Source organism: Niveispirillum sp. FG156 (assembly GCF_057809555.1).
In genome coordinates this window covers 145388-171952 of record NZ_JBMDKE010000003.1, presented here as the reverse complement: position 1 = coordinate 171952, position 26565 = coordinate 145388, and the positions used below count along the sequence as shown (strand labels likewise).

Sequence of the window (26565 nt, the reverse complement as noted above, 5' to 3'; positions counted from 1 at the left end):
TCAATCCTCCTGATGCTCAACATCTTCTGGGGTGGGCACATCTTCTGGTTCCAGGTCCAGCAGTGACCGGATGTGCAGAAACACACAGCGCGCCCCTTCAAGATGCGCGGACAGGTCAGGCTGCCCCGCCCGAAAGGTAGGATTGTTGGCGTTGCAGAAGATGGCGAGGTCCGCCAGAACGATATCGGCGTCTGAACCGCGAAACACCCGACGATAGGCCGCAACAACACGACGGCGGCGACTTGTCGTCCAGTTCGCGGCAATCCACGCCAAGGGGTTCATGCTCATTGGCTGTCTCCCGCCATGGCCGCCTGTCCAAGGTCGCGGGCGATCTGGGCGCCCGCCTGCGCCTCTGCCATCTGGGCCGCCGCCGCCTGCTGTTCGGCGCGCGCCTGTCGATCCGCCACCACCTGGCGCGGGTCCTTGATCAGGCTGGCCGGCGTATGGAACGCCCTGGCCAGACGGCGGGCGGCATCATCGAAATCGACATTGTCCAGAACGGTCGGGTTCATCTGCGCCATGGTGCCGACGCCTTCCAGGAACCGCATGATGCCGCCGGCCTGGGCGATGGACTGCGCACGGGCAAGCGGGCTGACATAGGTCACCTTCAGGCCCGGCGCCTGGGTCAGGGCCGGCGGCGGTGGCGGGAACGCACCCGCCCGCATCAACAGATTGAAGGCCCGCGTGATGACGGGGGTCAGGAACTCTGTGTTCATGCGGCCAAGGTGCGGCCCCATGACCTGCAATTGCTGTTCTTGCAGGGCCAGAACCTCGGTTGCGGTCGCGCGGTCCCCCGGCTGCAACAGCATGGCGGACCAATAGAAGGCATCCTTGATGCTTTGCCGGCGCTGTTCCTCCAGTTCCAGGCCAAGGCCGATAGCGCCACCGGTCTGCAAGGCCTGCACCTTCACGCGCCCCGTCCACGGATCAATGGCGCCGGCATGCGTCACACCTGGCCGGAATTGGATGCCCCGCAACTCCAGCTCGTCGGTGGTCAGCAACGGCGGGCGCACCGCCGCCTGGGCACCCTCCAACAGGGTTTTGCCCATGACATTGACGGTCTTGGCGTCGGGCCTGGCCAGGGCCGCCGGCCCATCGCCATAGACTTCGCCCGCCTGCACCCACCACCGCATGGTGTGGTAGGGGAATTCGTGATAACCGCCCTCTTCCAACAGGTGGCTATTGTCCAGGTCCAGGTACCGGGACCGCGTGGCCATGAAGGCACGGCCCCGGCGGCGTGGATCGGCGTCCGGGTTCGGTTCGGTGGCGTGCAACATCCGCCATTTCCGATCCGGTTCCTTTTCCAGCGTCCGGCGCATGGCCGGATGCAGGGCGTCTTCGCCAAATTCCTGCGCGCACTGACGGCCCGTGAAACTGAAGGCGCGATACAGCGTATCGACCTGCCCCCGGCTGTTCTGGGCGATGAAGCATTCTGCCAGCGGGATCGCGGCATGGTGCAACTGCCCCGCCGCATAATCCTCGTCCGAATACATCACCGCCGTCCCCAGCGTGACGACGGACAGGAAGTAACTCATGGATTGGGCGTAGAAGTTGGCGCCATTCGCGGCAAAGGCCCGGAACATGGTCTTGGTGACCGTGTCGCACCACGCGCTCACCTCCCGGTCGCTGGACAAATCGTCCTGATCGGGAAGGATGCTGAACCATTCCGTCGCGCTGTTGGTGCCCATCGACCACAGCCCAGCGGAAAGCTTCGTGGCGCCATGGCCGGCGGTGAAGTCGAACAGGTCGCCGGGCGCGCGGCCATCCTTGGTGCCGGATTGCAGTTCCTGGGCAAGCGGCGTGGTCAGCCGTTGCAGCTCTTTCCAGTGGGCCTCCCGCGGCGCTCGCAGGCTGCGCAATGTGCCGAGACGGGAAACCGCCTCGGCAACACGGCTGTCAGCCACCGCCACCCAACAGGGTATTGACGGCGGATGGCATGGGCGGAACGCCCTGCCCGCCCGTCAACATGGATGCCATGAAGCCACGCCGCTGGGTCAGACGCCGCCGCGCCGCATCGCCCGCCGCCTGGGCGGTGGCGTCGGTGCGGCTGGGTACCTGCGGCTCTGCCTGTGCCTGGTCGTTCTTGCTGCCACCCCCGCCGCCAGGGGCAAGGATACCGCCCAACAGCTTGAACGGCGACGACACCAGTTTGCGGATAACCTTACACATGGGCAGCCTCCCGATGATCGGACAACCGCCATGCCCACAGGTCGAACGTCTCCCCACCCCGCCCGAAATCCAGGCACTGGCCCTCACGCACGAAGCCCAGATGGGAAAGCCAGCGGCCCGCGAAGGGATGGCCCTCCATGGAACGCGCCTCCATGCGGCGCATGCCCTCGGCCCGGCGTTCGGGAATGAAGATGTTGCGAACGAAGTTGGTGACGTTGAAGGCGACGGCGCCCCATTGATCGGTGGCGAACATGCCGGCGCTGTACACACCCGGCATGATGGGACACAGCCCCACCACCACCACGGGCACGCCGTCCGCCGTGGCCACGAACCCCTCGGTGCAGGCAATGGCCATCTCGGCGGACAGCGTGGCCGGGTCGTAACCGTCCGGCTGGCAAGCGCCGATCTCCCGCCGGTCGCAGGATCGCGCAAGCTTGGCCACCTGGGATATCAGACCTTCCGATAGCGGATGCAGGTCAAATGCAGCGGGCACCGGTTCCTCATACGACAAAAGCCGCAGGCGGGGGCCTGCGGCTTTTGGGGGTGGGGCGCTTGTCGCGCCAGCGTAGCTATATGGGGGTAGGACAGTCGGGACTGTCAAGGGTCGTTTTTTGCCGCATCGGGGTGCCCGATCTCCCCCCTTGCCAGTCGCCGGAATGTTCTGCATTTGTTCACATATGGCAAAGTACGGACACATCCTGGCCGAATGGCTCGACGTTGGCATGTTTATCCGGGTGGAGTGCCTGCGCTGTGAACGCGCGGCATCGGTCGATCCGCGCCCGCTCGCCTTGCGCTACGGTGCCGCTGCCAATCCCCTGACGCTGCCATGGCGCTGTACAGGGTGCCGGGGGCGGCGGGTCTGGTGTTACCTGGACACGGCTGGCGGGGAGCAGTTCGAAAGCCTTTCAAAGGCTGAGTTGCGTTGGCGTCCGCAAGAGCAATGGCCCCTCAAACCCTGCAAATCCTGGCGATAATGGTCACGCCGCCGCCGGCGCCGTGCGGACCTCACCCAGCCCATAATGCCCGACCAGAACGCCAAGCGCGGCAACAAGATGGGCGCCCACATCGTCACGCCGGACGTGCGTCCAGCCCGCGAACTGCTTCAACGTCTCGCCCTGGCCCAGCACATACCACGCGACCCGCCCCGCCGGCTGATCCACACCACCCAATGCCCGCATAGTCGCGTCCAGGCGCCCGCGCGGATCGCCACCGCCATAGGCCGCAGACGGGGCCGGGCGAATGCCATTCGCCAACGTGTCGGCAAAATGGTCGTAGCGCATGATCCCGACCGATCCATGGGCCGCATCCCATTGCTGCTGGAACCGCCGCCCCGCCTCCACCTGTGCCGGCGTGATCGTCCCCCGGCCATGCATGGCGGACAGGGTATCGGCGACCTTCTTTGCCACGGACTTTTCCGTCATGCTGCACCTCAGAATTCCAGGGGGTTGTAGTCGCGCATGGGGGAGGCACGGCGACGATGGTCGGGCCGCTCCCGTTCCTGCTGCTTCTTTTGCGTGTCAATCGAGTTCATGACGTCGGCAAAGCCACCCTCGGACAAAAGCGCATAACCACCCGCATCAATGAGGTGGGAAAATTCGCCTTTAGTTGGGATGCCGCCATATGTTGCAGCACCACCAGGCTGGATGACCTTGCTGTAAACATAGCCGCTGGCCAGGCCCTTGCGCGTGTAGCGCATGCGAGGCGACAGCAGCATTCCTGGCTGCCCCTCTACCATTGTGGACATGGGCAGGCGCCATGCTTCCAGACGCGGATGCAGCTTGTTGGTGGGGGCGGCTACGACCTTGATGCCGGCATGCTCCGAAACGGACTGGATCCAGGATAGGTCATTGGCGTCAGCCTTGTCCGATCCGTCGCCTCCCGACGGATCAGCAATGCCGATAACCTCGAACCCCCTGAATTCTGCGTCGATCATGCGACGCAGCTCTTGGGCGAACCGGCGAGGGCCATAGCCAGGCCTGTACATTTCGTTAAGCCCACGCCATTGCCCGCCCTGTGCGCGTTGCCAGAAGCTGGCGGCCGGATGAAGGTCTGTATCCAGGCCGATGATGATCCGCCGACCGGGGATAGGTGTCAGTTCTGAACTGGCAACGTGAAGATCATCGTTGAACTCGTCGGCAAATACCGGCATTCCCCGCTTGGAATAGGCGTACTTGGCGTGGATCATGACGTCGATCCACCACTTCTCCTTGCCGGGTATCTTCTCTAGGTAGTATTCACGACCGCCTGTAAGGTTGTGTAAATTCTCTGCACCGGGAGACAGCCCCCCAGGCTGCTTGAACAACTTCCACCCTTTGGGCTTTTCCTCTTCGAACAATCGGTACCACCAGCTTTCTCGGTCTGGCGCATTCGTATCCATCACCAATTGTGGCTTTGTGCATCCGCCATGGAGCACTGGCGGATAGCGGTTCAAGCGGCCATCAATGGCTTGCACAACATCATAGTTGGTTTCGACTGCCTCGTTCAGATAGCCGTCAGAAAGCTCCACACCCTTCAACTTGCCCACATCCTCGGGGCGGTCCATTGCCATGAACATGATTTCAAGCTTGGCTTTGAAGGGCTCCAGAAACGGCAGTGTGTGGGTCCGCTGTTCGGCACTCCAACTCCCTTCATGTTGCGGCACCACCTCGAACCAACTCTTCATGGTCGAGTTGGTCAGTTCCGTGTACGTGTTACGGAAAATGCCGATACGCCGCCGCCGGATACCATCGATAGGGCTTGGCACTTGGTTGGCTACCTTCAAAATCAACTTGCGGAAGGAAGCGTTGGTTTTCCCGGACCCTATGGGGCCGAGAATGCCGCACACGCGGGCATCGGACAGGATGTAGGCAGCGGCAACCGGGCCGGACGGGATGTACTGGTGAAGGATGTTCATGATGGCGCCGTTTATTTTAAAATTTGAAAGGTGAATTGTCCCGAGAAGGACCCAGGTCAGACGGGCGTATCGTCGGCTGGGGGGGTGGCCCCGTCGTCGCGTGCCACCCCCCCAATTCGCGATGCGTCGGTGCCGCTAGCCAGCCCGTCCGCCCCGCCTGTCGGATTGGAAGTCTGCTTGGAAGCGCCTGCAAGACATTGATTCATATAGGCATTCTCGCCATCTGCCACTTGCACCTTACCATCTCCGTTTTCAAGCGTGAAGCTAAGACCTTGATATTGCTCGATTTGTGACGCTTCCCCGTCCAAGGTCAGCCCCTGCTGTGCTGCCCCGGCCAAATCACCGATGATCAACGTCAGTCCGCGTTCCTGCTTGATCGCAACGTCGATAGGCTGGCGCTTCTCGACGTACATGGCGGCGGTCGCTGCGCATTCCTTTTGGAACTTCGCCACGGCCAGGAGATCAGACGTGCGCAGGCGCGCCGCCAACTCTTCCACGGGAACGCTGTAGAAGTCCGCCAGCACCAGCACCGGATGGCGATGCTTGGAAAGCAGCAGCTTGCGGAATTCCACGGTCTGGCGGTTCTGGCTGCCCCTGGGCCGTCCGCCCCCTGCCCCACGACGCGGTTTACCGAAGAGCGCCTCACCAAGCCGCGCCGCATCGTCCAGCGGCCCCGCACCCGCGCCCTCTGTCTCCGCCCATAGGTCCGGCTGTTGGGCATCCTGCTGCGCTTTGCAGGCAGGATCGGAAGACAATCCTTCCGCCGCGTCCAGAACCTCCGCAACCGCTGTTGCTACCCCACCAGTCCCTGATCCTGCCATATCCCCCCCCTATTTAACCGGTGGCGGTGGTACGGGCGGCGGTACGGTGCGTGGTACGGGCTATCCTATTGGAAACTAAGGTATATCTACCTATCCGTACCACTGTACCACCTGTACCACCACACCACTACGCACCCACGCACACACATGCACATACACATCAATCAAACCCGTGGTACGGGTGGTACGGTGGTACAGCGCTGATATTGCTGCGCTTTTCCGTACCACCGCCGTACCACTCTGCCGTACCACCCACCCCGACCCATCCCGCCCGCCAAAAACCCCGCGTTTTTTCTGCCCGTCATCCTCGGGTCGGGGTTAGGTCAATAGGGGTTGGGGTCGGGGAGATGATCGGGCCAGGGGTCGGGGCCGGGTGGCCGTCCCTGGTCAACATGGAGGCGGGATTGAGCATCGGCCCCACCATCCGCCCCTGACCGTTGTGATGGGTCCGGCGGCGGGGTCGGGGCGGATGCTGGATGCTTTGCGTGTGGATGGCTGTCGCCATCCGGCAGACAGATGGTAAGGGGCACAAGCAAGGCCCGGCTTGGATAGCCACCGATGCGTATCTTCCGGGGCTTGCCGTCGCTGCCGGCCTCCGGCCTGGTCGCACCCGGCAATCGCTCCAGCGTCTGCACCCACACGCCGCGCGTGTCGGCGGCACTGTGCCAGTGCGTGCCCTGCATCAACCGGTTCAGGCCCGTGGATTGGTTGGCGATGGCCACATACTTGAACAGATATTGGCTCTGCACCCGCATGCCGATGCTGCCCAGCACCGCCTCTGCCCTGGCCGCCCTGGCGCCGATATCGTCCTTCTCACCTGAGGTCAGGTTGTCGGCCACCGCCTCCGCCGCCGCCATGCGCAGCCATTCGGCCACGGTCAACCGCTTGCGGTCGTGCGGGTCCTCCACCACACAGGTCATGAGGTGCGTGAGACAGCTATGCTCGTCCGCATCGGGCTGCGCCTCGGCAATCGCCCCCGCCGGCAACCGCTGCGCCCACGGCTCAATATCGCCCTCAACGCTGGGCGCATCGTCATAAAGGGCCAGGTGCGCGCACGCCAGCACGGTGCCATACACATCCTGACCGCGCGCGCTGTGCCCGCCTTTGGCCATGGCGTCGCGGTACGCCTCCACCGTGGCCGGGAAATCCCGCCATCGGTCGATCACACGGCGCAGCAGACGCGCACCCAGCTTGGCCATCTTTTCCTCTGTGATGGCCGGCGCCTTGCCGCCCTGGGCCAGCGGCCCCAACCGGAAAATGAGCATGCGGCTCAAATCCTGCGGCTTCATGGGCGGCATCAAGATGGACGAGAAACCCACGACGGAATACAGGTTGAAGGTGGTCCCCTCATGGTCCTGCCCGCCACGCACGGCCATGGCGCCCGTATGCGCCGATCTGGCCAGCTCCAGCAGCGCCGCCAGCTTCCGGTTATCTTCCCGCGCCTCCGCCTCGTCCAGCCAGACGGGAAAGCTGCTGTACCGCACCGTCTGGCGCACGCCCGCCGCCGTGGCATCTGCCGTCTGCAACGCGCCACCGGGTCCGTGCAACCATCGCTGCGCATCCTGCAACGTGCTCTTGCCCGTGCCATACCCGCCCGTGGTCCAATGCACGGGCCGCCGGTCCAGCGCGCCGCCGATCATGGCGGCCACGGACAGGCCAAGCATCAGATGGGCGTCTGTCTCGCCCCGCTCCAATGCCCATCGCTGGTACAGGGCCTTGACCTGGGCCGCCGGCCCCTTGTCGCCCGCCGGCTGCCGTTCGTCTGCCGGTCGCAACCCCTTGCGGCCCGATGGATAGACATAGCCGTCAACCAGCCCCGGCGCGATCTCCCGCTGCTGACCATCCTTGTCCACGCACAACAGCACATCGCCCAGATGCAGGATCAAGCCGCCATCCGTCCCTTTCCAGGCACCGGGGCCGCGCACCCGCTCCTGCGGGCTCCACACACCGCGCCGTGCGGCCTGCGCCATAAGGGCGGCGGCGACAAGGTCGGGCTTCCACCCGGTGATGATCCACTTCGTCTCTTTCTCGCCCGTGGCATACTGCGTCACCACGGCCTTCATGCTGGCCCAATGCTTGGTCAGGTACTCGCTGGCCACCTCACCAAACAGGCCCTGTACGTTCAACCGGCTATGGTCCTTGGCCTTGAGGCTGCGCAGCTGGCCAAGCGCGTCCAGATACCAATAAACATCACCCAGAAGGCCAAGCGCGATAACCGGGCAATCCTTGGGCAGGTGCCCGTCATACGGCACATAGCCATCATCGCCCCCGCCATCATCCTCTTCGGGTGGCGGCGCTGGCGGCGGTCCCTCTGCCGCTGGCTCACATAGGGCGCGGGTCATCGGGTCCGGGTGCCCTGCCGCCGCTTCTGCCTCCGCCAGCATGCGGCGCACCTCGGACATGTTCCCTTCATCTGGCGGGCTCATGCGGCCACACTCCGGCCACGCGGCCCACGCTCTGCGGTGCCGCGTGCGGCCTTCAACACGTCATTCACGTCTTTCACCCCCTGGGGCGGGCGCGGCGTCAACACGCGCTTTCCCTGCGCCTCATAGGCCGGCACCACTTTGTGGGTCAGGGTCCGGTCGGCGGGGCTGTCGGGCGCGTCATTGTCGCGCCACACCACCACCGTCTGGATCGCCTCCGGCCATTGGATCGCCGCCATATTGTCAATGGATATGCCCGCCACAATGCGGGCCTCCGGGATCTCGGTGGCCACCGACAGGGCGTTTTCAATCCCCTCGGCAATATGCACCTCCGACGGGAACCGCATGTCGCGCCATGCCGGCAACCGATTAATCTGCCCTGTCTGGGCATTGATCCGCACACCCCGCCACAGGCGGATAACCGCGCTGGCGCCGCTGAACAGGCCAAGGCTTTTCTTGTTCTCTTTCAAATCGGCCTTCACCCATTGCCCGCCCTGGCAATCCAGCCAGGTGCGATGCAGCGCCATAAACGTACCATCCGCCGCCGTGATGGCCGCGACCATGGCGGGCAGGTTATGCAGGGGTCGGCCCTTTTCGTCGGTGCCCAGCTCCTTGCACGCCAGCGCAGGGTGGAACCGCACCCCGCGAAACCACCGCTCCGCAAAGGGCAGGCGCTCAATATCGATGCCGCGCCCCAACAGATAGGCGTCAACCGGCGTGTCGATGATCCGTTCCTGCGCCTCCAGATACCGGGCCATGGCGCCGCGCCGGATTTTCTCGGCCAGCGCCGCCGCCTCGTCATCGCGCTTCGCGCGCGCCTCTTTGGCCGCCAGCGTCTTGCGCATGGCATCCGGGTCCGTGCCGTCCAGGCCAAGCCAGGCCTTGGCCCACTGCACCGCCTGGCGCATGTCCCCGCCGAACCACAGCTGGGCCGTGAATTCCAGCGCTGACCAATTCTTGCCGGCACTCCAATCCTTGATCAGGCCCTGGCATTTGCCCCTGATCGCAATGCGAAAGCTGCCGGCCTCCCGGTCATCGCGAAACGGCGACAGGCAGACAAAATCATTGCCCCGCACATCGCCAGACAATCCCCAAGCCTGCACCAGCTCGGCCATCCGGTCGCGCAACGCATCGGCAATCTGCTGGGTTGTCGGCCCCTGGCTCATCGCTGCCACCACTGGCTGGGCGCATCCTGGCCCATATCTTCCGGCGGCGGGGGCTGCTGCTTCGTCGGGCGCGCGGGCTGCTGTTCACGGTGCCGGCGAATGGCATTCGCCCGCCGCCGATGCGCCACCTGTGCCAGCGTCTCCGACAGGGTCAGCATCGCGCTCGCCACCGGCCTACTCATGCTGCTGGGGTGGGGCGTCTGTCCGTCGCAAAGCTCCCGCACCTTTTCCAGGGCGCGTACCACCGGCTCCATGTCCGCCGGCATCGGGGCGCCCATTGCCGCCGTCACGCGCGCCCATCCTTGGCTGCTGGGGGCAAGGGCCCAATTGCTTGCCGCCACCAGCAATTCGATATCCGGCGGAAAATCCGTCTCTTCATAGCGTGGCATGGCCGTCGCCCTCCCCGCCCGTCACGGCGTCAAAGGCGCGATAGGCATCGATGGCGGCGTCTCTGTAGAGAGCCTGCATTGAAGCCAGATGGTCCGCGATTATCCACGCCACATCATTCGGCCCCGTGTCCCGGATGACGACATCCGGCAATTCCGCGATTGTCATGGGGCCGGAAAATGTTCGCTGTAGCCGCACCACAGGCTCAATCCATTCCGCCATGTACGGGTTGATTTTGAACCCTTGCACAATGTTTCCGGCGCGATCGAACGATGCGGATAAAAGGGCGATACGGCCATGTATCGATACGGCCCGCGATAAGGTCAGGATGGTCTGCATGTCGCCTCCCGCCGCATGTCGGCTATCATCTTGGCCAGCTCGTCCAGCTTGGCCGAAAGGTCGGAAACCGTAACGGGCTGGGGCGCGCCATCTTGGATCAGGACCCCGCGCACCGCCTCCATCCCGAACAACAGGCTGGCCCGCGCAATATTGGCCGCACTCGGCGCCGGCCCATCATCGGCAAGCCATCGCTCCGCCGTCTGCGGCGCCACCTCAAATTCCCGCGCGATGTTCTTGGCCCGGTGGCCGTCCGCATATCGGGCGCGCAGGAACCCGCGCCAACGGCACGCGATATCCTCCGGGCGCACGGCACCGATGGCCGCGCGAATTTCCTTGGTGATCTGCCCCATTTTCTGTTCAACCCCCGTCGCCGATGCTATCCGCGTCGGTTGGGGGTTGGTCTTCGGTGGGCACCGGGGCGGCATTTCCAGCGACAAGGCCAGGGTGGCGGCGGGGGCCGCCACCCTGGCAACCTGCGGGCGGGCGAAAAAGGATTTGGCCGATGGCTGCCAGGGCTTCATGGGCTGCTTCATGGGCGCACCTCCCGCCCTGCCTGTCCGTACAGCATCACCAGAACCTGGAATTCCCGCCGCTGTTCCGGCCCCGGCTGGTTGGCGGACAGGACAAGGGATGCCACAGCGTCCAGCACGGTGGAAAAGGGCGGGTCCACCCGCCGCCGCCGTCCCGCAAATCCCTGCGCGCGGCGCAGCTCATGCCAGACCTGGCCATGCGGCTTGCCACTGCCGATGATCAGGGCAAAGGCAAAGGCCTGGGCCTCTGGCCAGTCGATGGCACACAGCCGACCGGGGGAGGTCAGGAGGGTAACCTCCCCCGGCGGCGCGGTTCGGCCCTGGCGGCAACCGGGCGGAACCGCAGCGGGGGCAAGCCACCCCCCCGCCTGTTGGGTGTGGGCGCGGGCGGCTTTCATGCCTCTGCCTGCCGGAAAAGCGGCTTAAGAAAAGTCACTGCGTCGCGCCAACCGATAATGTCGGTCAACTGGTCCATCTGGCGGGCGCCCCACAACCGGTGCGGGGCGGGCCGGCGACACTTTTTGCCACCCCAAACGCGGGTGGTGCTCAAAACGTAGTCCAGTTCCTGCCGCCGCCGGGACCGGATGAAAGTGGGTGACCGGATCATGCTGCCACCTCGTCGGAGGGAAGCGGCGGGATGAAATCTTCGGGGCCAAGTGGAATGCCGTTGCGCCGCGCATAGGCCAGCAATGGCCCCTGGTGACGGGCCGGGATCAGGCCGCCGGTTCCACCCTCCGACGGGGATACCTGCCATTTACACACAGCGCTATGGGAACGTCCGACAATGCGGCCCACGGCAACGGGGCCGCCAAGCTTGGCGATGACAGATTTCGCAATGGGAAGTGTGGCGTTGGTCTGCATGGATACTATATGTGAGAAAACAGAACATCATTGCAAGCCGAAATGTCCATCATTCGGTCATGATATGCGACTGCATCCGCAGCAAATTGCGGACATGTCTGATTTTCTCCGAGATCGCCTTCGAGACGTGGGGCGAACACAGCAGCAGTTTGCAGACGCGATCCATCGTGATCGGGTAGTGGCCACCCGCATCATCAACGGATCGCAGCCACTAAAGCTCGATCAGTTGCAAGCGGCAGCCAAGCTACTGGAGATTTCTATTGCCGACCTGTTATCCGGGTTGGGTGTCGATCCGGGCTTACCGGCGATCGACGCCGACCTGCTGGCGGATTGCCTGTCAATTATTCAGCGCAAGGCAAAGGATATGCCGCCACAGGTTCAGGCCCGCATGACCGCCACGCTCTATGATCAGGCACGCCAACACCCTGAACTGTTGGCATCCATGGATGCCACCGCCGAAACCCTGGTTCGCTTCGCCCGTGCGGGCGGATAGTTTTTGCCACCCCAAAAACCCCTTGTGCAACCGGGTTTTTGGGTGTACGAAAACCTCATGGATATCGAATTCGACCCCATAAAGCGCGATGTGACCCTGGCTCAACGCGGCGTTGATTTCGCCGATGCGGCCCTGGTCTTCGCGACCCCGCACATCACCTTTCGCGATGATCGCGTGGAATATGGGGAGGATCGGTTCATCACCGTGGGGCATCTGAATGGCCGCATGGTGTTCCTGGCCTGGACCCCGCGCGGCGCGGCCCGCCGCATCATCAGCATGAGGAAGGCCAATGAACGCGAACAGAACCTCTACGCCCCCCGTTTCCGGGGTTGACGACACACCAGACGATGACATCCCGGACATGACCGCCCCGGAATGGCAGGCCCGGATTGCCGCTGCCCCCCTGATCAACCGGGGCGGGCGGCCAAAGGCGGCGGTGACAAAGCAGAAGGTGAACCTGCGTATCTCGCCGGACGTGCTGGACTATTACCGTGCCACCGGACCCGGCTGGCAGACGCGGATGGAGGCGGCCCTGCGCGCAGGCATGAAACTGTAATGACGATGGCGCGGGTCTTCCGCCCGCGCCCTTGCCACCGCACCGGCCTGGTCAAGGGGCGGACAGGGAACAACTGGTCGAACAAGGCTTCCAGCTTGCTCAGGCGTTCCTGACGCCAGGGCGGAAGGTTGTCGTTTATCTCCGGTATGGCGGATCATATTCCCCATCATTCGGGCGCAACTTATAAGCATATGGGTCGTTTTTGCTAACCGCCTTGTATATACCACCAATATTTAGAGCCACACCACAGAGTAGAAATATAACCGTTGCTCTGTCCTTCCTGCTTTTCCAGGCAGCAAACAACAGGCCCAAAGCTATAAAGGCGAATGTGTATAACATGAAAATTTCCAGGACTATTTTCTTTATTGGCGGGCAAGTTGGAGTGTCATTAATTAAAAAATCCAGTGCAGCAGGCCCCAATATATGGGCCAAATCTGCGCCAAAAAGACATTGATTGGGATTAGGATAATCCAGTTCCACCAGTTCATATCTGGCCAGTCTGAATACATCAGATACCCAAATGTCGCGATGTCCGCCGCCAAGTAGGCGCGGACCCACCATAATTCGGTATTCAAAGCGCCCTCGCATACGATTGAATGCACGCACTTTGATAAGCACATGCAATTGAATACACCAATAGGCTGCATCACTGACACTTTGGTGTCACGCAACAATGCGGTACATCGTCGCTTGACATTATGTTCTATTTTCTCACATCATCCTGGCGAACGACATTCGCCGCCGCCAAGGAGGATGCTTTGAGCAAGCCCGCAAATTCCATTCTGACCGTCACGGCCCACGGGCCGGGGGCGGCGGAGTTTATCGAAGCCCTGCGCCGCCACGCTGCCACGCTGGGTATTCGCCCCCTGTCCACCGCCTTTCATGATGCGTTGAATGAGATGGGCGGCGATTTCCCGCCGCAACTCCACGCCGTCCCCGACATCCTGGCGACGTCGGCGGTGGGCCATGCCTGATCCCCTGCGCGAAACCATCGCCGCTTTCAACGATCTCGATTGCGGGCTGACCATCACCCTGGGCTTTGCCCGGCAGATGAACCTGCTGCAATCCGATCTGGCCGAGATCCGCCAGTACGTGAAGGCCTTCCACCAGTGGAAGGAAAACGCCGTGCTGGCCCGGAACTGGAAGGGTGAGGCCGCCACCCCCGGCGCACCGCAACCGCCCACTTGCCTGCGCCGCTACATGCCCCGAAAGGAACCGGCCCATGCCTGATCCCGCCCCCCACGGCCTGACGCCGATGCAGTTGCAGGCGATGCAGGTTATCCAGGAATTGACAGATGCGTCGGGCGGCGTGCCGCCCTCCTATGCCGATCTGGTCCGCGAACTGTCCGTATCCAGCCGCGCCTCGATCCACCGCATTATCACGGGCCTGGAAGAACGCGGCTTCATCTCCCGCATCCCCCACCGCGCCCGCACCATCGCCATCCGCCAGCGCGTCCCCATGCCCGATTTCACCCCCTTCGAATGGCTGCCCGGTCCGAACTTGGGCGGGCAGGTGGAAGCGATCAATGGTTGACGCCCCCCTGGCCACCGATCTGTGGGACTGCGCGGCTGTCGCCGCGCACCTCAAAATCAGCCGCAGGGAATTCTACCGCCGTCGCCCGGCGCTGGAAGCCCGCGGCTTCCCCAAGCCGATCCCGGAAAGCCGGCACTATCAGCCCCTGGCCATCATCGTCTGGGAGGTAGAGGCCAGCACGGGCCGCCGCCTGGATGGCGTCGCCCTGCTGGAAGCCGCCGGCATGTCCAACGTCTCAACATCCCGCATCCTGGCCGCCCGCGCCGGTGCGCTGCTTGCCTGAGGGACACCGCCCATGTCCACCGCACCCACCACCCCGTTCGGCCCCCGCCTGAGCCAGCTGCGCGCCGCGCGAAACTGGACGATGACGGAACTGGCCGATAAGGCCGACCTTGCTGCAAGCGCCATCTCCCAATTGGAAAGCGGCAAGAACGCCTCGCCGTCGCAGACCACGGCCCGCAAACTGGCCGCCGCCCTCGGCGTCACTTTGGCCGAACTGCTGGGGGAGGAAGCGCCCGCCAACACTTCATCCGTTGGAACGCTCCCACGCCGGGTTATCCGTCCCTCACCGCTCAACCCGCGAAAGCGCTTTGACCCGGAACAGCTGCGAGAGCTGGGGGAAAGCATTCGTTCCGCCGGGATCATTGAACCCATCATTGTCCGTCCGATCCCTGGGGAAGAAGGCGCCTATTGGATCGTGGCCGGCGAGCGCCGCTGGCGGGCGACCGAAACCTTCCTGTCGGGTGATGACCTGGATGCCTATCCCATGCCCGTGGTTATCCGGGAAGGGATGACGGATGAAGACCATCTGCGCCTGGCCATCATCGAAAATCTGCAACGGGTCGATGTGGCGCCGTTGGAAGAGGCTGCAGCCTTCGACCAGTTGGAATTCATGGGGTGGTCGAAAAAGGATATCGCTGGTGCCATCGGCAAGGTCCCTGAATATGTGCAGCAGCGCATCCGCCTGCTGAAACGCCTCTGCCCCGAGGCACAGGCCGCCTTGGCGGACAGGAAGATCAACTTCACCCAGGCACTGCACCTGACCTCTATTGACGCAGAGCAGCAACGTGATTTGCTGAAAAAGCTCGACCGCTACCCCACGGCGGAACGGATGCGCGATGCCATCTATGGCGACATGGTGCCGGTCAGCCGGGCTATCTTTGATCTGGCCGATTACACCGGTACCATCACTGAAAATCCGGTCACAGGCCTGCGCTACTTCGCGGACAAGAAGGCCTTCCTTGAGGCACAATTTGACGCGGTCAAGGCAACCGAGGCCCGCTTTGTGGACGCGGGTTGGTCATGGGTGGAACTCAAGAACTGGTCGCTTAGCGAAAGCCAGTACGAGGATGAACGCACCACCGACAAATCCGTTGGCGGCGTCTACATCGACCACTGTTCCTATGACGGTACGGTGAAGATCCACGAAGGGCTGGTTAAGCGCGACTTCTCTGAGCGAACAGCGAAAATCAAGGCCGAAACAGAAAAGCGAGAACGCGATGACGCCGCGCATGAAGCGTTTGTCGACATGCTCCGGCACCGTTTGAGCCTTGATGTTGAAATGGTCGCAAGGCTCGCGGTGCTTAGCCTGATGGCACAGGGCTATGACGGCGGCTTCTTCGAAACGCATCGCGGACTATCGGCGAAATGGTTGACGCCTAACAGTGTTAGGAGTGGCCAGCCGATTTTGCCGGCCTTCGCCGCCCGCTTGCAAAACAATGCCAAAGAGCAATGGAGCGGCAGCGATTGCCTGACCATGGACACCGACACCATCTGGGCGGTTCATGCCCTCATGGGCCTGCAAGACGATGAGAAGGCAGGGTCGCCAACGGCGTTTGATATCTGGGCCGAAGAAACGGCCCGCCGGCTCAAGGTTCGCCGGCATAGCAAGGCCCACCCCATGGTGGAATTCCTCGCCCGCCGCTATGCCATTCCTATCCCGGCCCATCTCCAGCCAGCACAGATCGATATCGAAGACGCTGCGAACGCCGTTCGCACCGACGCTGCGGCGGCGGAGTAACCGGCCATGCGTCGCCCCATCCTCCGCCCCCTGCTGATCGGTCTGGCGCTGGCCTGCCCGTTCCTGCTGGCTGCTTTATGGCCGGGGGTCTGAATGACGGGGCCGCGCACCACCGATCCGAATGGGGGCGAGGCGCGGCAACGCTGGCGCCCGCCCATGAAGGAAGACAGGCCTGCCCCGCCCGACCCGGACAGGCCCTATCTGGCCCTCTATGTCACCCTGGTCACCTGCATGACCAGCCTGGGTGACAAGGCGTCGATCAAGGCCTGGATCGCACAGAACAAGGCCGCGTTCGACGCGCTGTCGCAGGGATCGCCCGAACGGGCGCGCATGCTGCGGGATATCTACGCGCTCCATGTGCTCTGTCTGGACCCGCAGACGGTCCAGGCTGCCCCCGCCGCTCCCGCCCTGGTGCTGCCGGCATCCGACATGGTTGACGGCATATTGCAGGGGACCGGCGATGACACGTAGGCCGGTGCCCGTATGCCTTGAAGCCGCTGACATCGCCCTGCTTGCGCTGGGGCGCTTCACATCGGCGGCAAAGGATGCGCGATGCCGTCGCCTTGCCCGCCTGCGCCTGATTGAGAGCGTCAGCCTGTTCGTCGAAAAGGGCGTGGATATGGTGGCGTGGCGCACCACAGACAAAGGCACCCTTGCCGCCGCCCAAACGCGCATTGTGCGATAAACCGCCCTGTCCTACTCTCCCTTTCCAAGCTGCCGCCACAGCGAGGCCCCATGTCCAAGTCTGCTGCCCGCCCTCCCCTTTTCCGCGCCCGCGACGCTGCCGGCGGTCGCACCCGCTACAGCTGGGAACCGCCCACCTGGCTGGCCAAGGCTGGATGGGCCACGGTACCTATCGGCATGTCGGACACGATGACGGAGTTTGAGGCGTGGGAGAAGGCGCGCGCCATCAACGCCATGGTAGAAGATTGGCAGGCCGGGCGCCTGACAGAGGTGCCCGATCTGCTGCTGACCATGAAAGCGGTGAAGCGTGACCGCCGCCCGGCGGCAAAGCGTCTGGCCCGCGCACCGGCACTCAAGGGCACCTGCGGCCACCTGATCGAACGCTATCTGGCCAGCGATGAATTCGGGGATCTAGCCGACAGCACGCGCCGCACCTACAAGCCTGACATCGATCTGCTGCGCGATTGGTGCGGCGATCTGGCGGTATCCTCCATCTCACCGAAGGACTGCAAGGGCCTGTACAACACCCTGAAAAAGAAGGCCCCAACGCGGGCGGCCAAGGTGGTGGTTATCGGTCGCCTGCTCTGGTCCTGGGGGGAGGGCGAAAACCTGGCCACCATGAACCCCTGGCGCAAGGTGGTGGCCAAGCGCCCCCGCCGCGCCCTGCCCAATCTCTGGACACCGGAGGCGATTACCCATTTCGTGGCCACTGCCGACAGGATGGGAGAACACGGGATCGGCACCGCCGTCCTGCTGAATAGCTGGCTGGGCCAGCGCAAGGCCGATGTCCTGAAATGGTCGCGACGCATGTACCGGGACGGTTCCTTGGCCGTGGTGCAGCAGAAGACAGGTGCCCGTGTTGAACTGCCCCTGGGCATCGTGCCGCAGCTTGTGGCGCGGCTCGAAGCCGACAATGTCCGCGCTGCCGCGCGCGGCATATCCTCTACCTTCCTGGTCTACGATCCCGCCACGGGCTTGCCCTACAGCGATGACAGCAGCCGCGACGTGTTCAACCGCGTGCGCGACGCGGCCACCACCGGCATGCCGGCCACCGATGATCTGCCGGCACTGCCCCCCATGCCGGAGATTGCCGACCTGGATATGATGCGCCTGCGCCATACGGCAGTCACAGCGCTACTGGATGCCGGCTGCACCATCCCCCAGGTCCGCGCGATCTCCGGCCACTCGCTCGCCAGCATCACCCAAATCATGGAACTATACGGCATCGTCACCGCCAAACAGGCCGGCGACGCCTTCCGCCTGCGCATGGCGGCGGAAGGGATGGACGGGGCGGAGGATTGAAGGTAGCTTTCTCTCGGGTCTAACCCACGAGATCACCGCAAGGTGGTTGCCAGACGCCCGGCCATTGGTCGGGCGTTTTGCTTTTCAGCCACATCAATCCGTTCTGAAAACGTTCTATCTTGCCCCGCCACAGACGGCAGCAAATGGTATGGATGGTATGATGCAGATGGTAAATCCGGTTTTGTTCTCATGCCCAAAAACCGGAAAAATCCCAATGAAATCAAATTGGTGCCCCCGGTCGGACTCGAACCAACACGCCCTTGCGGGCAACAGATTTTGAGTCTGCCGCGTCTACCATTTCGCCACGGAGGCACCGAGCGCTTCAACGCGAGGCGGCACTATAATGATGAAAGGCGGGCGGTCAATGAAATCCTGCGGGGAGTGCCGCTTGCGGCCATCGGTCCCATCGGGGTGGCCCTTTGCGGGGGCGGGTATCATCATTATAGTGTCGGCCATGATGAATACGCCCCCCTCCCCGCTCGCCCGCCTTACCGGCGCGCCCCGCCTCCCTTCCGTGCTGCTGGTGCTGGCCGCGCTGGCAGCGCTGGGGACGGCGTTCGCCTCGCAATATTGGGGCGGGTTGAACCCGTGTGAGATGTGCTGGTGGCAGCGCTATGCCTATATGGCCGCCATCGTGCCGCTGTTGCCCTCGGCCTTTCTGCGGCTGACGGCGGCACAGCGGCGGGTGTCGCTGCTGCTGGGCGGGCTGGTCTTTCTGGTGGGGGTCGGTATTTCGCTGTTCCATGCCGGCGTGGAGCAGAAATGGTGGGAAGGTTTCACGGCCTGCACCGCCCCGATCAGCGCTGGCGGCCTGGATGATCTGCGCGCCGCGATCCTGGCCGCCCCCGTTGTGCGCTGTGACGAGATCCCCTGGTCGCTGTTCGGCATATCCATTGCCGGGTTCAGCGCCATTGCCAGCTTGGTGCTGGCCCTGTTCGCCGTGAAGGCGGCCTTTTCCACGGAGACGGCACGATGAGCCATCCCAATCCGACCCTGCCCGCCCATCTTCTGGCCCCCCGCCCCCTGGCCGACGGTCCCGCCGCCGATGCAGGCGAAGTGCCGGCCTCGGCCCGTCCGCGCCGGCTGCCCGGTGATCCCGCCCCCAGCCTGGAACGGATGATCCGCGTCGATCAGGCCGGTGAATATGGCGCCGTTCGTATCTACACGGGGCAGATGGCCGTTCTGGGCAAGGGGGATAAGGGCCCCATGCTGCGCCATATGACGGAGCAGGAGCAGGTCCATCTGGACACGTTCACCACGTTGGCGCGGGAGCGCGGCGTGCGGCCAACGATGCTGCAGCCCGTCTGGCATCTGGCCGGCTGGGCGCTGGGTGCCGGTACCGCCGCCCTGGGCAGCCGGGCCGCGATGGCCTGTACGGTGGCCGTGGAAGAGGTGATCGACCAGCATTATGCCGAACAGGCCGAGCAGCTGGGTCCCGAGGAAGCGCCGTTGAAGGCCACCATCGAGCAGTTCCGGGCCGAAGAACTGGAGCACCGCGATATCGGTCTGGCGCATGAGGCGGAGCTGGCCACCGGCTATCCGGTCCTGTCCGCCCTGATCAAGGCGGGGTCGCGTACCGCCATCTGGCTGTCGCAACGGATTTGAGGGTTAGGCCGGGGCGGCGCCAAAGGCACCGCCCCGGTCCCGCGCCTTACCGATAGCGCATCGCGTCCGCGATCTCGCGGTCGATAATGGTCTTGCCGATAGGGGCGAAGGCCAGGCCCGCAAACTTGAAATGCTGCAGACCGAACGGGATGCCGATGACCGTGATGCAGCAGGCCAGCCCGATGATCAGGTGGCCCAGGCCCAGCCAGATACCGCCGAACAGGAACCAGATCACATTGCCGATGAAACCCAGCGGGCCGGTACCGATATCTTCGCGCCCCGTCAGGTCATCACGCGATACCGCCACCCGGCCAAAAGGCCAGAACATGAAGATGGCGATGTTCAGCGCGGCCCGCGCCCAGGGGATGCCGACAATGGAAATGACCATGACCAGCGTCGCCGTGAGCCAGGCCAGCCCGGCATTCCAGCCGAACAGCAGCAGCCACAGGATATTCATCAGAAGATTGATCATCGCGCGGTCCCTCCTTTTAGGACGTGCCCTTTAATCTGGGGGTTCAGAGGAAATTTGAAACGACCGTTGCGACGACTCCGATTGGTGCCACTACGCGGACCAGAATGCGCCAGAAGCTGTAGAAGAACGGGCTTTCAAAGCCCACCGCCGCCACACTGTCCTGGCGCGTCACCACCCAGCCCGCAAACAGGGCCAGCATCACGCCGCCCAGCGGCAGCAGGATGTTGGAGGTCAGGAAGTCGATCCAGTCGAACCAGGTGCGGGTGCCGCCGAACGGATGTAGATCCGACCAGATATTGAAGGAGAACAGGGTCAGGAAGCCCAGCACCCAGGCGACGATGCCGCCGGTCCAGGCCAGCGCCGAGCGTGACAGGCGCACACGACCGGCAAAGGCCGCGACGATCGGCTCCAGCAGCGAGACCGAGGAGGTCAGGGCCGCGATGGCCAGCAGCACGAAGAACACAGCCCCAAAAATGGCCCCGCCCGGCATGGCACCGAACGCCACGGTCAGCGTCACGAACACCAGACCCGGCCCTTCTGACGGGTTCAGGCCATTGGCGAAGACGATGGGGAAGATGGCGGCACCGGCCAGCACCGCCGTCAGGATGGCCGCAAAGACGATGACCACCGAGGTGCGGGGGATCGACACGCCGCCCGGTAGATAGGCGCCATAGGCCAGCATGGTGCCAAGCCCGATGGAGAGCGAGAAGAAGGCCTGGCCCGTGGCGGCCAGCACCACATCCCAGGTCACGGCCCCGAAATCCGGCTTGAACAGATAGACCATGCCGGCGGTGAAATCGCCCTCGACCCCGGCATAGATGCAGAGCACGACCAGTAGCGCGAACAACAACGGCATCATCCAGACCACGGCCTTTTCGATGCCAGACTGGATACCGCGCGCGACCGGGATGATGGTCAGCAGCATGAACAGCGCGTGCCAGAAGGTCAGGGCCAGAGGATCGGCCAGGAAATCATTGAAGGCCTTGCCCGTTTCCGCCCCCGACAGGCCCGACATGCCGCCCATCAGCAGCTTGGGGATATAGGCCAGCGACCAGCCCGCCACGACGGAGTAGAAGGACAGGATCAAGACCGCAGCCAGCACGCCGACACAGCCGACCAGCCCCCAGGTCGCCCGCCCCGAATAGCGGCGCCCCAGTTCGACCAGGGTCTCAATTGGCCCCTGCCGGCCCATGCGGCCCAGGGTCAGTTCGGCGATCAGGATGGGCAGGCCCACGGCCAGCACACAGATCAAATAGACCAGCATGAAGGCGGACCCGCCGCCCGTGCCGATCATATAGGGGAATTTCCAGATATTGCCCAACCCGACCGAGGAGCCGATGGCGGCCATCAGGAAGGCGAAACGTGACGACCATTGGCCGGCGGCAGCACCGGCATTGTCATTGGATTGCAAGAGGCCTACCCCTGTTCCGATCCGGCCATTATCCCCCGCATGGCGAGGCCGGCCGGGTTTTGTCCGATATTTCAAGCAATAACCCTGGCCCCCAGCCAGGGGCAAGCCCCGCACCAACCGGGCGGCGGCGATTCCAGGACGATTCCATTACGGAAATCCTAACACGCGCATGGATGCCGGCCCGGTCCTGCGTTGATGGCGGATTGACGGGCTTGGTCACAGAGCATACTTTATGCCCAACAACTGAGGTGTGTGATGGCGATCAGCGGCGTGTCCTCTTATAGCTCTTCTGTCTTCCAGACCCCCGGCGTTCGCCCGGCGGAGAGCAATACACGCGTGCAGCCGGTGCCCCCGTCTGATGAGCAGGAGCAGCAGACCGCCGCCACCCAGCAGGATAATCAGCAGACCAACACCAATCCGACCGACAATGAACGTCAGGAAGCGGTTGCCTCTGGTCGTACCCGTGGCAGCTTCGTGAATATCACCGCCTGATCCGGTGATAGGTTCAAAACAAAAGGCGCGGTGCCCACGGGTACCGCGCCTTTTGTTTTTTGGGCTGGGTGAGCCCCGGATCAGGCCAAGCTGCCAAAGGTTTAGAGCGGACTTCTTTTGACTGTAAACGCGTTTTCTTCGTCATCCCGGCGACAAGCCGGGACCCAGCGTGAGGCGTGGTTAGCGCCGATATGACTCATGTCGCGGCTATCGCCGCTCTACACTGGGTCCCGGCTTCCGCCGGGATGACGATAGGGGATGATTCCAGTCAACATAAACCCGATCTAAACCTTGGCAGCTTGGAGGCTGGCGACTGCCAGCCCGGCGCTTGAGGGAACGTGAAATCTCCCTTGATCGGTTACGATCAAGGGGATCACTGTTCCTTCTTTTTCTTCAATTCCCGCTTCTGGTCGGTCTGGGCGCGGTCGAGTGCGTTCAGGTTCTGCAGGGCGATATTGGCGGCGGACGTACCGGCGGCCACACGGCGTACCGATTCCCAATCCTGCTTGGCCCGCACCATATCGCTCTTGGCGGCGCGCAGATTACCGCGCAGCAGCAGCGCCTCCCCACTTTGCGGGGACAGGCGCAGCGCCTCTTCCACATCGTTCATCGACTTGCCATCCAGCGCCAGAAGATGGTGCGCCTGGGCCCGCAGCAGCCAGGCCTCCGGCATCTTGGGCGCCAGTTCCACGACCTTGTCCAGATCGGCGATCACTTCCCAGTAGCGTTCCATGCCCGCGCGCGCGATGGCACGGTCCATCAGGATCTGCGGGTCGCGCGGCGTCAGCTCCAGAGCCTTGCCGAACGCCGCCTCCGCCTGCGGCAGCTTATGGGCATTGGACCAGGCCGTGCCCGCCCGGCTCAGCAGATTGGCGCGCACGGCGGGGCGTTCACGCACCATCTCCGCCGCCACCGTCTCCAGCGCCGGTGCCGCCTGTTCCCAATCCCCGCGCAGCATCTGGGCCAGGGCCTGGCAAAGACGGGCATCCACACCCGCCCCCTGCCGTTCCCAGAGCTTTGCCTCTTCATAGGCGAAGTCGGGCAAGGCCTCGGCCCGGTCAAGGCAGGCGGTGCGATTGGCGAAAATCGCCCCTTCCTGCGCCGTGGCAGACAGCGGCAGGCACAGGGGGATAAGGGCGATCAACGCCCCGGCATTGAGCATTCGGTTCATGGCACGCTACAAATCCTGATCCGTCCCCTGCTGGCAAGTGTCAAAACGTTCATGATCACAACACTCCCCCTGCCGGTCGGCCGGCTGTTCATCTTCGGTCTGGGTTACACGGCCCTGCATCTGGCCGACCGTCTGCGCCATATGGGCTGGTCGCTGGCCGGCACGGTGCGGGGACAGGACAAGGCCGATGCCTTGCGCGCGCAGGGCATTGACGCCTTTACCTTTGACCGGGGAAAGCCGCTGGCCGATATCGCGGCGGCACTGGATGGGGTCACCCATATCCTGTCATCGGTGCCGCCCGATGCCGATGGCGACGCCGTGCTGGACCATCACGGGGCCGATATCGCGGCGCGGGCATCTGGCCTGCGCTGGGCAGGATATCTGTCGACCACCGGCGTCTATGGCGATACCGGCGGTGGCTGGGTGGATGAGGACAGCGCCTTGAACGCCACCGGCCCGCGCGGTCGGCGGCGGGTGGCGGCGGAGACGGGGTGGCTGGCCCTGCACCGGCAGGCCGGCCTGCCGGTGCATCTGTTCCGCCTGCCCGGCATCTATGGTCCTGGGCGCAGCGCCCTTGATACGGTGCGGGCGGGCACGGCGCGGCGCATCGACAAGCCGGATCAGGTTTTCTGCCGTATCCATGTCGATGATATTGCCGGCGCCATCATCGCCTCCATGGCCGCCCCCCACCCCGGCACGGCCTATAATGTCGTGGATGATGAGCCCGCACCCGCCGCCCAGGTCGTGGAACATGCCGCAGCCCTGCTGGGAGTCGAACCTCCCCCGCTGGAACCTTTCGATCCCGCAACAATGTCGGCCATGGCCGCCAGCTTTTATGCCGATAATCGCCGGGTCCGGAACGACCGGCTTAAATCCTGGCTTCAATATCGGCTGATCCACCCCACCTATCGGGAAGGACTGGCGGCACAGCTGTGGGCGGAGACAAATGGTGTCAGGCCTGTAACGGCTGGGTAAATCCGCAGGCGGACCATTGCCGTCCAGGTTAGGATCAAGGAATGCACGACCCCGCCCCCCTGAACGACATCACCGCCCCCGTTGCCGCCGAAAGCGATGATGCGGCCCTGCGCCACGATCTGTCGCGCCACCGCTGGATGGCGGGGTCCTGTCTGGCCCTGGCCGCCGGTGGCTGGGCCGTCAGCCACGCCCCCTTCATGCCGTCCGGCATCGCGCCCGCCCTGCGGGCCGTGGCAGAGGCGGGGATGATCGGCGGGTTGGCCGACTGGTTCGCGGTGACGGCCCTGTTCCGCCATCCGCTGGGCCTGCCCATTCCGCATACGGCCCTGGTGCCCCGCAACCGCGACCGCATCGCCGACGGCATCGCCGCCTATATCGACCGGGAATTCCTGGAACCCGCCATGCTGGTGGAACAGGTCCGGCGCATGGACCCGGCGGCCAAGCTGGCCAATCTGCTGGCGGATGAGGAGGATCGCGGGCGGCTGGTCGATCTGGTGGCCGGCATGCTGCCGGGGCTTCTGTCGCGGCAGGGCGATGCCCCGCTGGCCAATGCCCTGGGCCACGCGCTGGCCGCCGGCCTGTCACAGGCCGACCTGCGCCCGGCCCTGGCCGGCGCCCTGCGCCATTTCGTGAACAGCCCGTCGCTGGAACCACTGCTGCGGGAGATCGCGGACCGGCTGATCCATCTGATGCATGGGCAGCGCGGCTGGGTGGAGTCGGCGGTGGCCGGCAAATCCCGCTGGTGGATGCCGTCTTCGGTCGATAAATCCCTGGCCGACACGATCAATGAGGCAATCCTGGGCCATCTCTGGGATCTGCGCTCCCCCCACGCCCCGGCGGGGCAGGAATTGCGCGACTGGCTGAAGTCCCTGCCCGATGAGGTGGAGACCGGCAGCGAGCTGGCCCAGCGTCTGCTGGAGGCGCTGCGTCAGTTCACGGGGCCGGAGGTGGCGGGCCCCTTGCTGCATGACCTGCTGTCGGGCCTGCGCGATGCGGCGCTGGCTGATCTGGACCGGCCCGATGGCCATATCCGTTCCGCCCTGCATGGTGTGGCGGCGTCATTGGCCGATGCCATGCGGGAGGCACCGGTGCGCGACCGCCTGAACCAGGCGGTGGAGCAGGCCTTCACCGCCGCCCTACCCCGCTGGCGCGAGGCGATTCGCGATTTCGTGGCCCGGACCCTGAAGGCGCAGGATGTAAAGGAATTCACGCAGCGCCTGGAACTGCGGGTGGGCCGGGACCTGCAATATATCCGCATCAACGGCACCCTGCTGGGTGCCGCGATCGGTGGGCTGCTCTATGCATTGAACCAATGGCTGGGCGGGTGACGGCGGCGGTTACGGTTCGAACAGCAGCCGGCCAGCGACATATTCTTCCTTCATGGACCCCCATGCCGCCAGATGGATGACACAAACCTCACGCACCGGCTTGGCATATACTGACAGGACCACTCCCGTCGTAAGGTCCCGGACAATGCCCCCCATGTTGCAGTGAAAATTGTACAGCGGGTCCAGTACCGTGACCATCCCGGTACGGCAAATCACACCGTTGAACGCCGTCTGTTCGGTAAAATGCGTAAATCCGGGATTGCAGATATCGACCCTTGGCGCAATTTCCAGGATGTCCTGGAACCAATTGTCCCAGAAGGGGGAAGCACCAGAAATGGCAAAGACGCCGGAACTGAAGAAGGACCGCCCCGCCATTGCGCGTGCAAACCGCACCTCATAGGTGCCATAGAGCCAGTTTTCCTGAACATTCCTGGTGAGCGTCATGTCGTGCAGCACACTGGGATAGTAATGAGAGACCATCGGAGAGGCGACAACCATATCCTGTCCAAACATCTGCGCCTGTTTTACAGCCGCAACCAGAGTATCGTTCTGAACCCAGGTGTCACAATCCATGTAGATATAATTGGCATAGCCAGGGATGATTTTAGGAAACAGCGGCCGGATGAACTGCCCGAATGTGTAGCCATGTCGCCTGACAATATCGGCGAGCACCGTAGGAAACACGTCCAAACCCAGCGGGACATAGCGCACGCCGTACCGGGCCAGCTCGTCCTGATGTTCAGGGGACAGGCCGGGGGACACGCAGAACCGGTCTTGTGCCGCCATGGTGGGCGCGCTCTTGGCGATGGAGGCCAGGAGATTGCGGCAATGGAAGAAAAAATTGTCGTCGCAGGCGATGACAATGGCAAACTCGTTTTCCGACACCTGCAATCTCCATATCATCATAAATGAGAATCCGCGCCCCGGAAGCCG

The 26565-nt window shown here is 63.8% G+C and carries 34 protein-coding genes and 1 tRNA gene; 16 read left to right on the top strand and 19 right to left on the bottom strand.

What is annotated here, in order from left to right:
* From ACODSP_RS03250 to ACODSP_RS03190, 13 genes are all read right to left on the bottom strand, one after another.
* Positions 1-288, bottom strand: coding sequence for a Bbp19 family protein (locus ACODSP_RS03250; protein WP_488964194.1), 288 nt, complete (start codon positions 286-288; stop codon positions 1-3).
* The gene (locus ACODSP_RS03245; RefSeq protein WP_488964193.1) at positions 285-1904 is read right to left on the bottom strand and encodes a portal protein; all 1620 of its coding nucleotides are present in this window, start codon (positions 1902-1904) and stop codon (positions 285-287) included. Before ACODSP_RS03245 ends, ACODSP_RS03250 begins: the two co-directional genes overlap by 4 nt.
* The gene (locus ACODSP_RS03240) at positions 1897-2169 is read right to left on the bottom strand and encodes a hypothetical protein (protein WP_488964192.1); all 273 of its coding nucleotides are present in this window, start codon (positions 2167-2169) and stop codon (positions 1897-1899) included. The genes ACODSP_RS03245 and ACODSP_RS03240 overlap by 8 nt, the downstream gene beginning before the upstream one ends.
* Positions 2162-2611: a hypothetical protein gene (locus ACODSP_RS03235; RefSeq protein WP_488964191.1), complete on the bottom strand. Its 450-nt coding sequence runs from the start codon at positions 2609-2611 to the stop codon at positions 2162-2164. The genes ACODSP_RS03240 and ACODSP_RS03235 overlap by 8 nt, the downstream gene beginning before the upstream one ends.
* A gap of 535 nt (positions 2612-3146) precedes the next feature.
* Positions 3147-3590: a hypothetical protein gene (locus tag ACODSP_RS03230; protein ID WP_488964190.1), complete on the bottom strand. Its 444-nt coding sequence runs from the start codon at positions 3588-3590 to the stop codon at positions 3147-3149.
* Between the two features lie 8 nt (positions 3591-3598).
* On the bottom strand, positions 3599-5062 hold the full coding sequence (locus ACODSP_RS03225) for a hypothetical protein (RefSeq protein WP_488964189.1): 1464 nt from the start codon (positions 5060-5062) through the stop codon (positions 3599-3601).
* 56 nt (positions 5063-5118) lie between these two features.
* Positions 5119-5883 carry a hypothetical protein gene (locus tag ACODSP_RS03220; protein ID WP_488964188.1) on the bottom strand — a complete coding sequence of 255 codons (765 nt, stop codon included), beginning with the start codon at positions 5881-5883 and terminating at the stop codon, positions 5119-5121.
* A gap of 323 nt (positions 5884-6206) precedes the next feature.
* Positions 6207-8309 carry a hypothetical protein gene (locus ACODSP_RS03215; protein WP_488964187.1) on the bottom strand — a complete coding sequence of 701 codons (2103 nt, stop codon included), beginning with the start codon at positions 8307-8309 and terminating at the stop codon, positions 6207-6209.
* Entirely contained in the window at positions 8306-9472 is a 1167-nt protein-coding gene (locus ACODSP_RS03210) for a DUF7146 domain-containing protein (protein ID WP_488964186.1), read from the bottom strand. The genes ACODSP_RS03215 and ACODSP_RS03210 overlap by 4 nt, the downstream gene beginning before the upstream one ends.
* On the bottom strand, positions 9469-9861 hold the full coding sequence (locus ACODSP_RS03205) for a hypothetical protein (protein WP_488964185.1): 393 nt from the start codon (positions 9859-9861) through the stop codon (positions 9469-9471). The genes ACODSP_RS03210 and ACODSP_RS03205 overlap by 4 nt, the downstream gene beginning before the upstream one ends.
* Positions 9848-10198, bottom strand: a complete 351-nt coding sequence (locus ACODSP_RS03200) for a hypothetical protein (RefSeq protein ID WP_488964184.1) — start codon at positions 10196-10198, stop codon at positions 9848-9850. Before ACODSP_RS03200 ends, ACODSP_RS03205 begins: the two co-directional genes overlap by 14 nt.
* Positions 10183-10731: a hypothetical protein gene (locus ACODSP_RS03195; protein ID WP_488964183.1), complete on the bottom strand. Its 549-nt coding sequence runs from the start codon at positions 10729-10731 to the stop codon at positions 10183-10185. The genes ACODSP_RS03200 and ACODSP_RS03195 overlap by 16 nt, the downstream gene beginning before the upstream one ends.
* A complete protein-coding gene (locus ACODSP_RS03190) occupies positions 10728-11126 on the bottom strand; it encodes a hypothetical protein (RefSeq protein ID WP_488964182.1) in 399 nt (132 codons plus the stop codon). The genes ACODSP_RS03195 and ACODSP_RS03190 overlap by 4 nt, the downstream gene beginning before the upstream one ends.
* A 557-nt stretch (positions 11127-11683) precedes the next feature.
* Between ACODSP_RS03190 and ACODSP_RS03185 the strand changes: the two genes are divergently transcribed.
* The 3 genes from ACODSP_RS03185 to ACODSP_RS03175 are packed head-to-tail and all read left to right on the top strand — an operon-like array spanning position 11684 to position 12638.
* Complete coding sequence (locus ACODSP_RS03185) at positions 11684-12082, top strand: helix-turn-helix domain-containing protein (protein ID WP_488964181.1); 399 nt, start codon at positions 11684-11686, stop codon at positions 12080-12082.
* A 57-nt stretch (positions 12083-12139) separates the two neighbouring features.
* Positions 12140-12415, top strand: a complete 276-nt coding sequence (locus ACODSP_RS03180) for a BrnT family toxin (protein ID WP_488964180.1) — start codon at positions 12140-12142, stop codon at positions 12413-12415.
* Positions 12416-12443: 28 nt separating this feature from the next.
* On the top strand, positions 12444-12638 hold the full coding sequence (locus ACODSP_RS03175) for a BrnA antitoxin family protein (protein WP_488964179.1): 195 nt from the start codon (positions 12444-12446) through the stop codon (positions 12636-12638).
* A gap of 135 nt (positions 12639-12773) precedes the next feature.
* On the opposite strand, the gene ACODSP_RS03170 is transcribed toward ACODSP_RS03175, so the two are convergent.
* The gene (locus ACODSP_RS03170) at positions 12774-13262 is read right to left on the bottom strand and encodes a hypothetical protein (protein ID WP_488964178.1); all 489 of its coding nucleotides are present in this window, start codon (positions 13260-13262) and stop codon (positions 12774-12776) included.
* 134 nt (positions 13263-13396) lie between these two features.
* On the opposite strand from ACODSP_RS03170, the gene ACODSP_RS03165 reads away from it, so the two are divergent.
* The 8 genes from ACODSP_RS03165 (at position 13397) to ACODSP_RS03130 (ending at position 18178) form a co-directional block, all read left to right on the top strand.
* Positions 13397-13612, top strand: a complete 216-nt coding sequence (locus tag ACODSP_RS03165) for a hypothetical protein (RefSeq protein ID WP_488964177.1) — start codon at positions 13397-13399, stop codon at positions 13610-13612.
* On the top strand, positions 13605-13868 hold the full coding sequence (locus ACODSP_RS03160) for a hypothetical protein (RefSeq protein WP_488964176.1): 264 nt from the start codon (positions 13605-13607) through the stop codon (positions 13866-13868). Before ACODSP_RS03165 ends, ACODSP_RS03160 begins: the two co-directional genes overlap by 8 nt.
* Positions 13861-14172 carry a LexA family protein gene (locus tag ACODSP_RS03155; RefSeq protein WP_488964175.1) on the top strand — a complete coding sequence of 104 codons (312 nt, stop codon included), beginning with the start codon at positions 13861-13863 and terminating at the stop codon, positions 14170-14172. The genes ACODSP_RS03160 and ACODSP_RS03155 overlap by 8 nt, the downstream gene beginning before the upstream one ends.
* Entirely contained in the window at positions 14165-14455 is a 291-nt protein-coding gene (locus ACODSP_RS03150; protein WP_488964174.1) for a hypothetical protein, read from the top strand. The genes ACODSP_RS03155 and ACODSP_RS03150 overlap by 8 nt, the downstream gene beginning before the upstream one ends.
* Positions 14456-14467: 12 nt before the next feature.
* The gene (locus ACODSP_RS03145; RefSeq protein ID WP_488964173.1) at positions 14468-16192 is read left to right on the top strand and encodes a ParB/RepB/Spo0J family partition protein; all 1725 of its coding nucleotides are present in this window, start codon (positions 14468-14470) and stop codon (positions 16190-16192) included.
* A 93-nt stretch (positions 16193-16285) separates the two neighbouring features.
* The gene (locus ACODSP_RS03140; protein ID WP_488964172.1) at positions 16286-16663 is read left to right on the top strand and encodes a hypothetical protein; all 378 of its coding nucleotides are present in this window, start codon (positions 16286-16288) and stop codon (positions 16661-16663) included.
* Positions 16653-16877, top strand: coding sequence for a hypothetical protein (locus ACODSP_RS03135; RefSeq protein WP_488964171.1), 225 nt, complete (start codon positions 16653-16655; stop codon positions 16875-16877). The genes ACODSP_RS03140 and ACODSP_RS03135 overlap by 11 nt, the downstream gene beginning before the upstream one ends.
* Before the next feature lie 50 nt (positions 16878-16927).
* Positions 16928-18178 (top strand): tyrosine-type recombinase/integrase, encoded by a 1251-nt coding sequence (locus tag ACODSP_RS03130; protein WP_488964170.1) that lies wholly within the window; start codon positions 16928-16930, stop codon positions 18176-18178.
* Between the two features lie 226 nt (positions 18179-18404).
* Here the strand turns inward: ACODSP_RS03130 and ACODSP_RS03125 are convergent.
* Positions 18405-18490, bottom strand: a tRNA-Leu gene (locus ACODSP_RS03125).
* Positions 18491-18632: 142 nt separating this feature from the next.
* Between ACODSP_RS03125 and ACODSP_RS03120 the strand changes: the two genes are divergently transcribed.
* Both ACODSP_RS03120 and ACODSP_RS03115 read left to right on the top strand, forming a co-directional pair.
* Positions 18633-19154, top strand: a complete 522-nt coding sequence (locus ACODSP_RS03120; protein ID WP_488964169.1) for a disulfide bond formation protein B — start codon at positions 18633-18635, stop codon at positions 19152-19154.
* Positions 19151-19783: a demethoxyubiquinone hydroxylase family protein gene (locus tag ACODSP_RS03115; RefSeq protein ID WP_488964168.1), complete on the top strand. Its 633-nt coding sequence runs from the start codon at positions 19151-19153 to the stop codon at positions 19781-19783. Before ACODSP_RS03120 ends, ACODSP_RS03115 begins: the two co-directional genes overlap by 4 nt.
* Before the next feature lie 46 nt (positions 19784-19829).
* Here ACODSP_RS03115 and ACODSP_RS03110 read toward each other — a convergent pair whose 3' ends face one another.
* A complete protein-coding gene (locus ACODSP_RS03110) occupies positions 19830-20255 on the bottom strand; it encodes a YccF domain-containing protein (RefSeq protein ID WP_488964167.1) in 426 nt (141 codons plus the stop codon).
* 43 nt (positions 20256-20298) lie between these two features.
* Positions 20299-21666: a sodium-dependent transporter gene (locus ACODSP_RS03105; RefSeq protein WP_488964166.1), complete on the bottom strand. Its 1368-nt coding sequence runs from the start codon at positions 21664-21666 to the stop codon at positions 20299-20301.
* Positions 21667-21921: 255 nt separating this feature from the next.
* Here ACODSP_RS03105 and ACODSP_RS03100 point away from each other — a divergent pair, with 255 nt between their 5' ends.
* Entirely contained in the window at positions 21922-22158 is a 237-nt protein-coding gene (locus ACODSP_RS03100; RefSeq protein WP_488964165.1) for a hypothetical protein, read from the top strand.
* A gap of 373 nt (positions 22159-22531) precedes the next feature.
* Here ACODSP_RS03100 and ACODSP_RS03095 read toward each other — a convergent pair whose 3' ends face one another.
* Complete coding sequence (locus tag ACODSP_RS03095; protein WP_488964164.1) at positions 22532-23329, bottom strand: tetratricopeptide repeat protein; 798 nt, start codon at positions 23327-23329, stop codon at positions 22532-22534.
* A 51-nt stretch (positions 23330-23380) separates the two neighbouring features.
* Here ACODSP_RS03095 and ACODSP_RS03090 point away from each other — a divergent pair, with 51 nt between their 5' ends.
* Positions 23381-24304 (top strand): SDR family oxidoreductase, encoded by a 924-nt coding sequence (locus ACODSP_RS03090; RefSeq protein ID WP_488964163.1) that lies wholly within the window; start codon positions 23381-23383, stop codon positions 24302-24304.
* Positions 24305-24345: 41 nt separating this feature from the next.
* On the top strand, positions 24346-25632 hold the full coding sequence (locus ACODSP_RS03085) for a DUF445 domain-containing protein (RefSeq protein WP_488964162.1): 1287 nt from the start codon (positions 24346-24348) through the stop codon (positions 25630-25632).
* Positions 25633-25641: 9 nt separating this feature from the next.
* Here the strand turns inward: ACODSP_RS03085 and ACODSP_RS03080 are convergent, their stop codons facing one another.
* Positions 25642-26517, bottom strand: a complete 876-nt coding sequence (locus ACODSP_RS03080) for a glycosyltransferase family 8 protein (RefSeq protein WP_488964161.1) — start codon at positions 26515-26517, stop codon at positions 25642-25644.
* Positions 26518-26565: the final 48 nt, after the last annotated feature.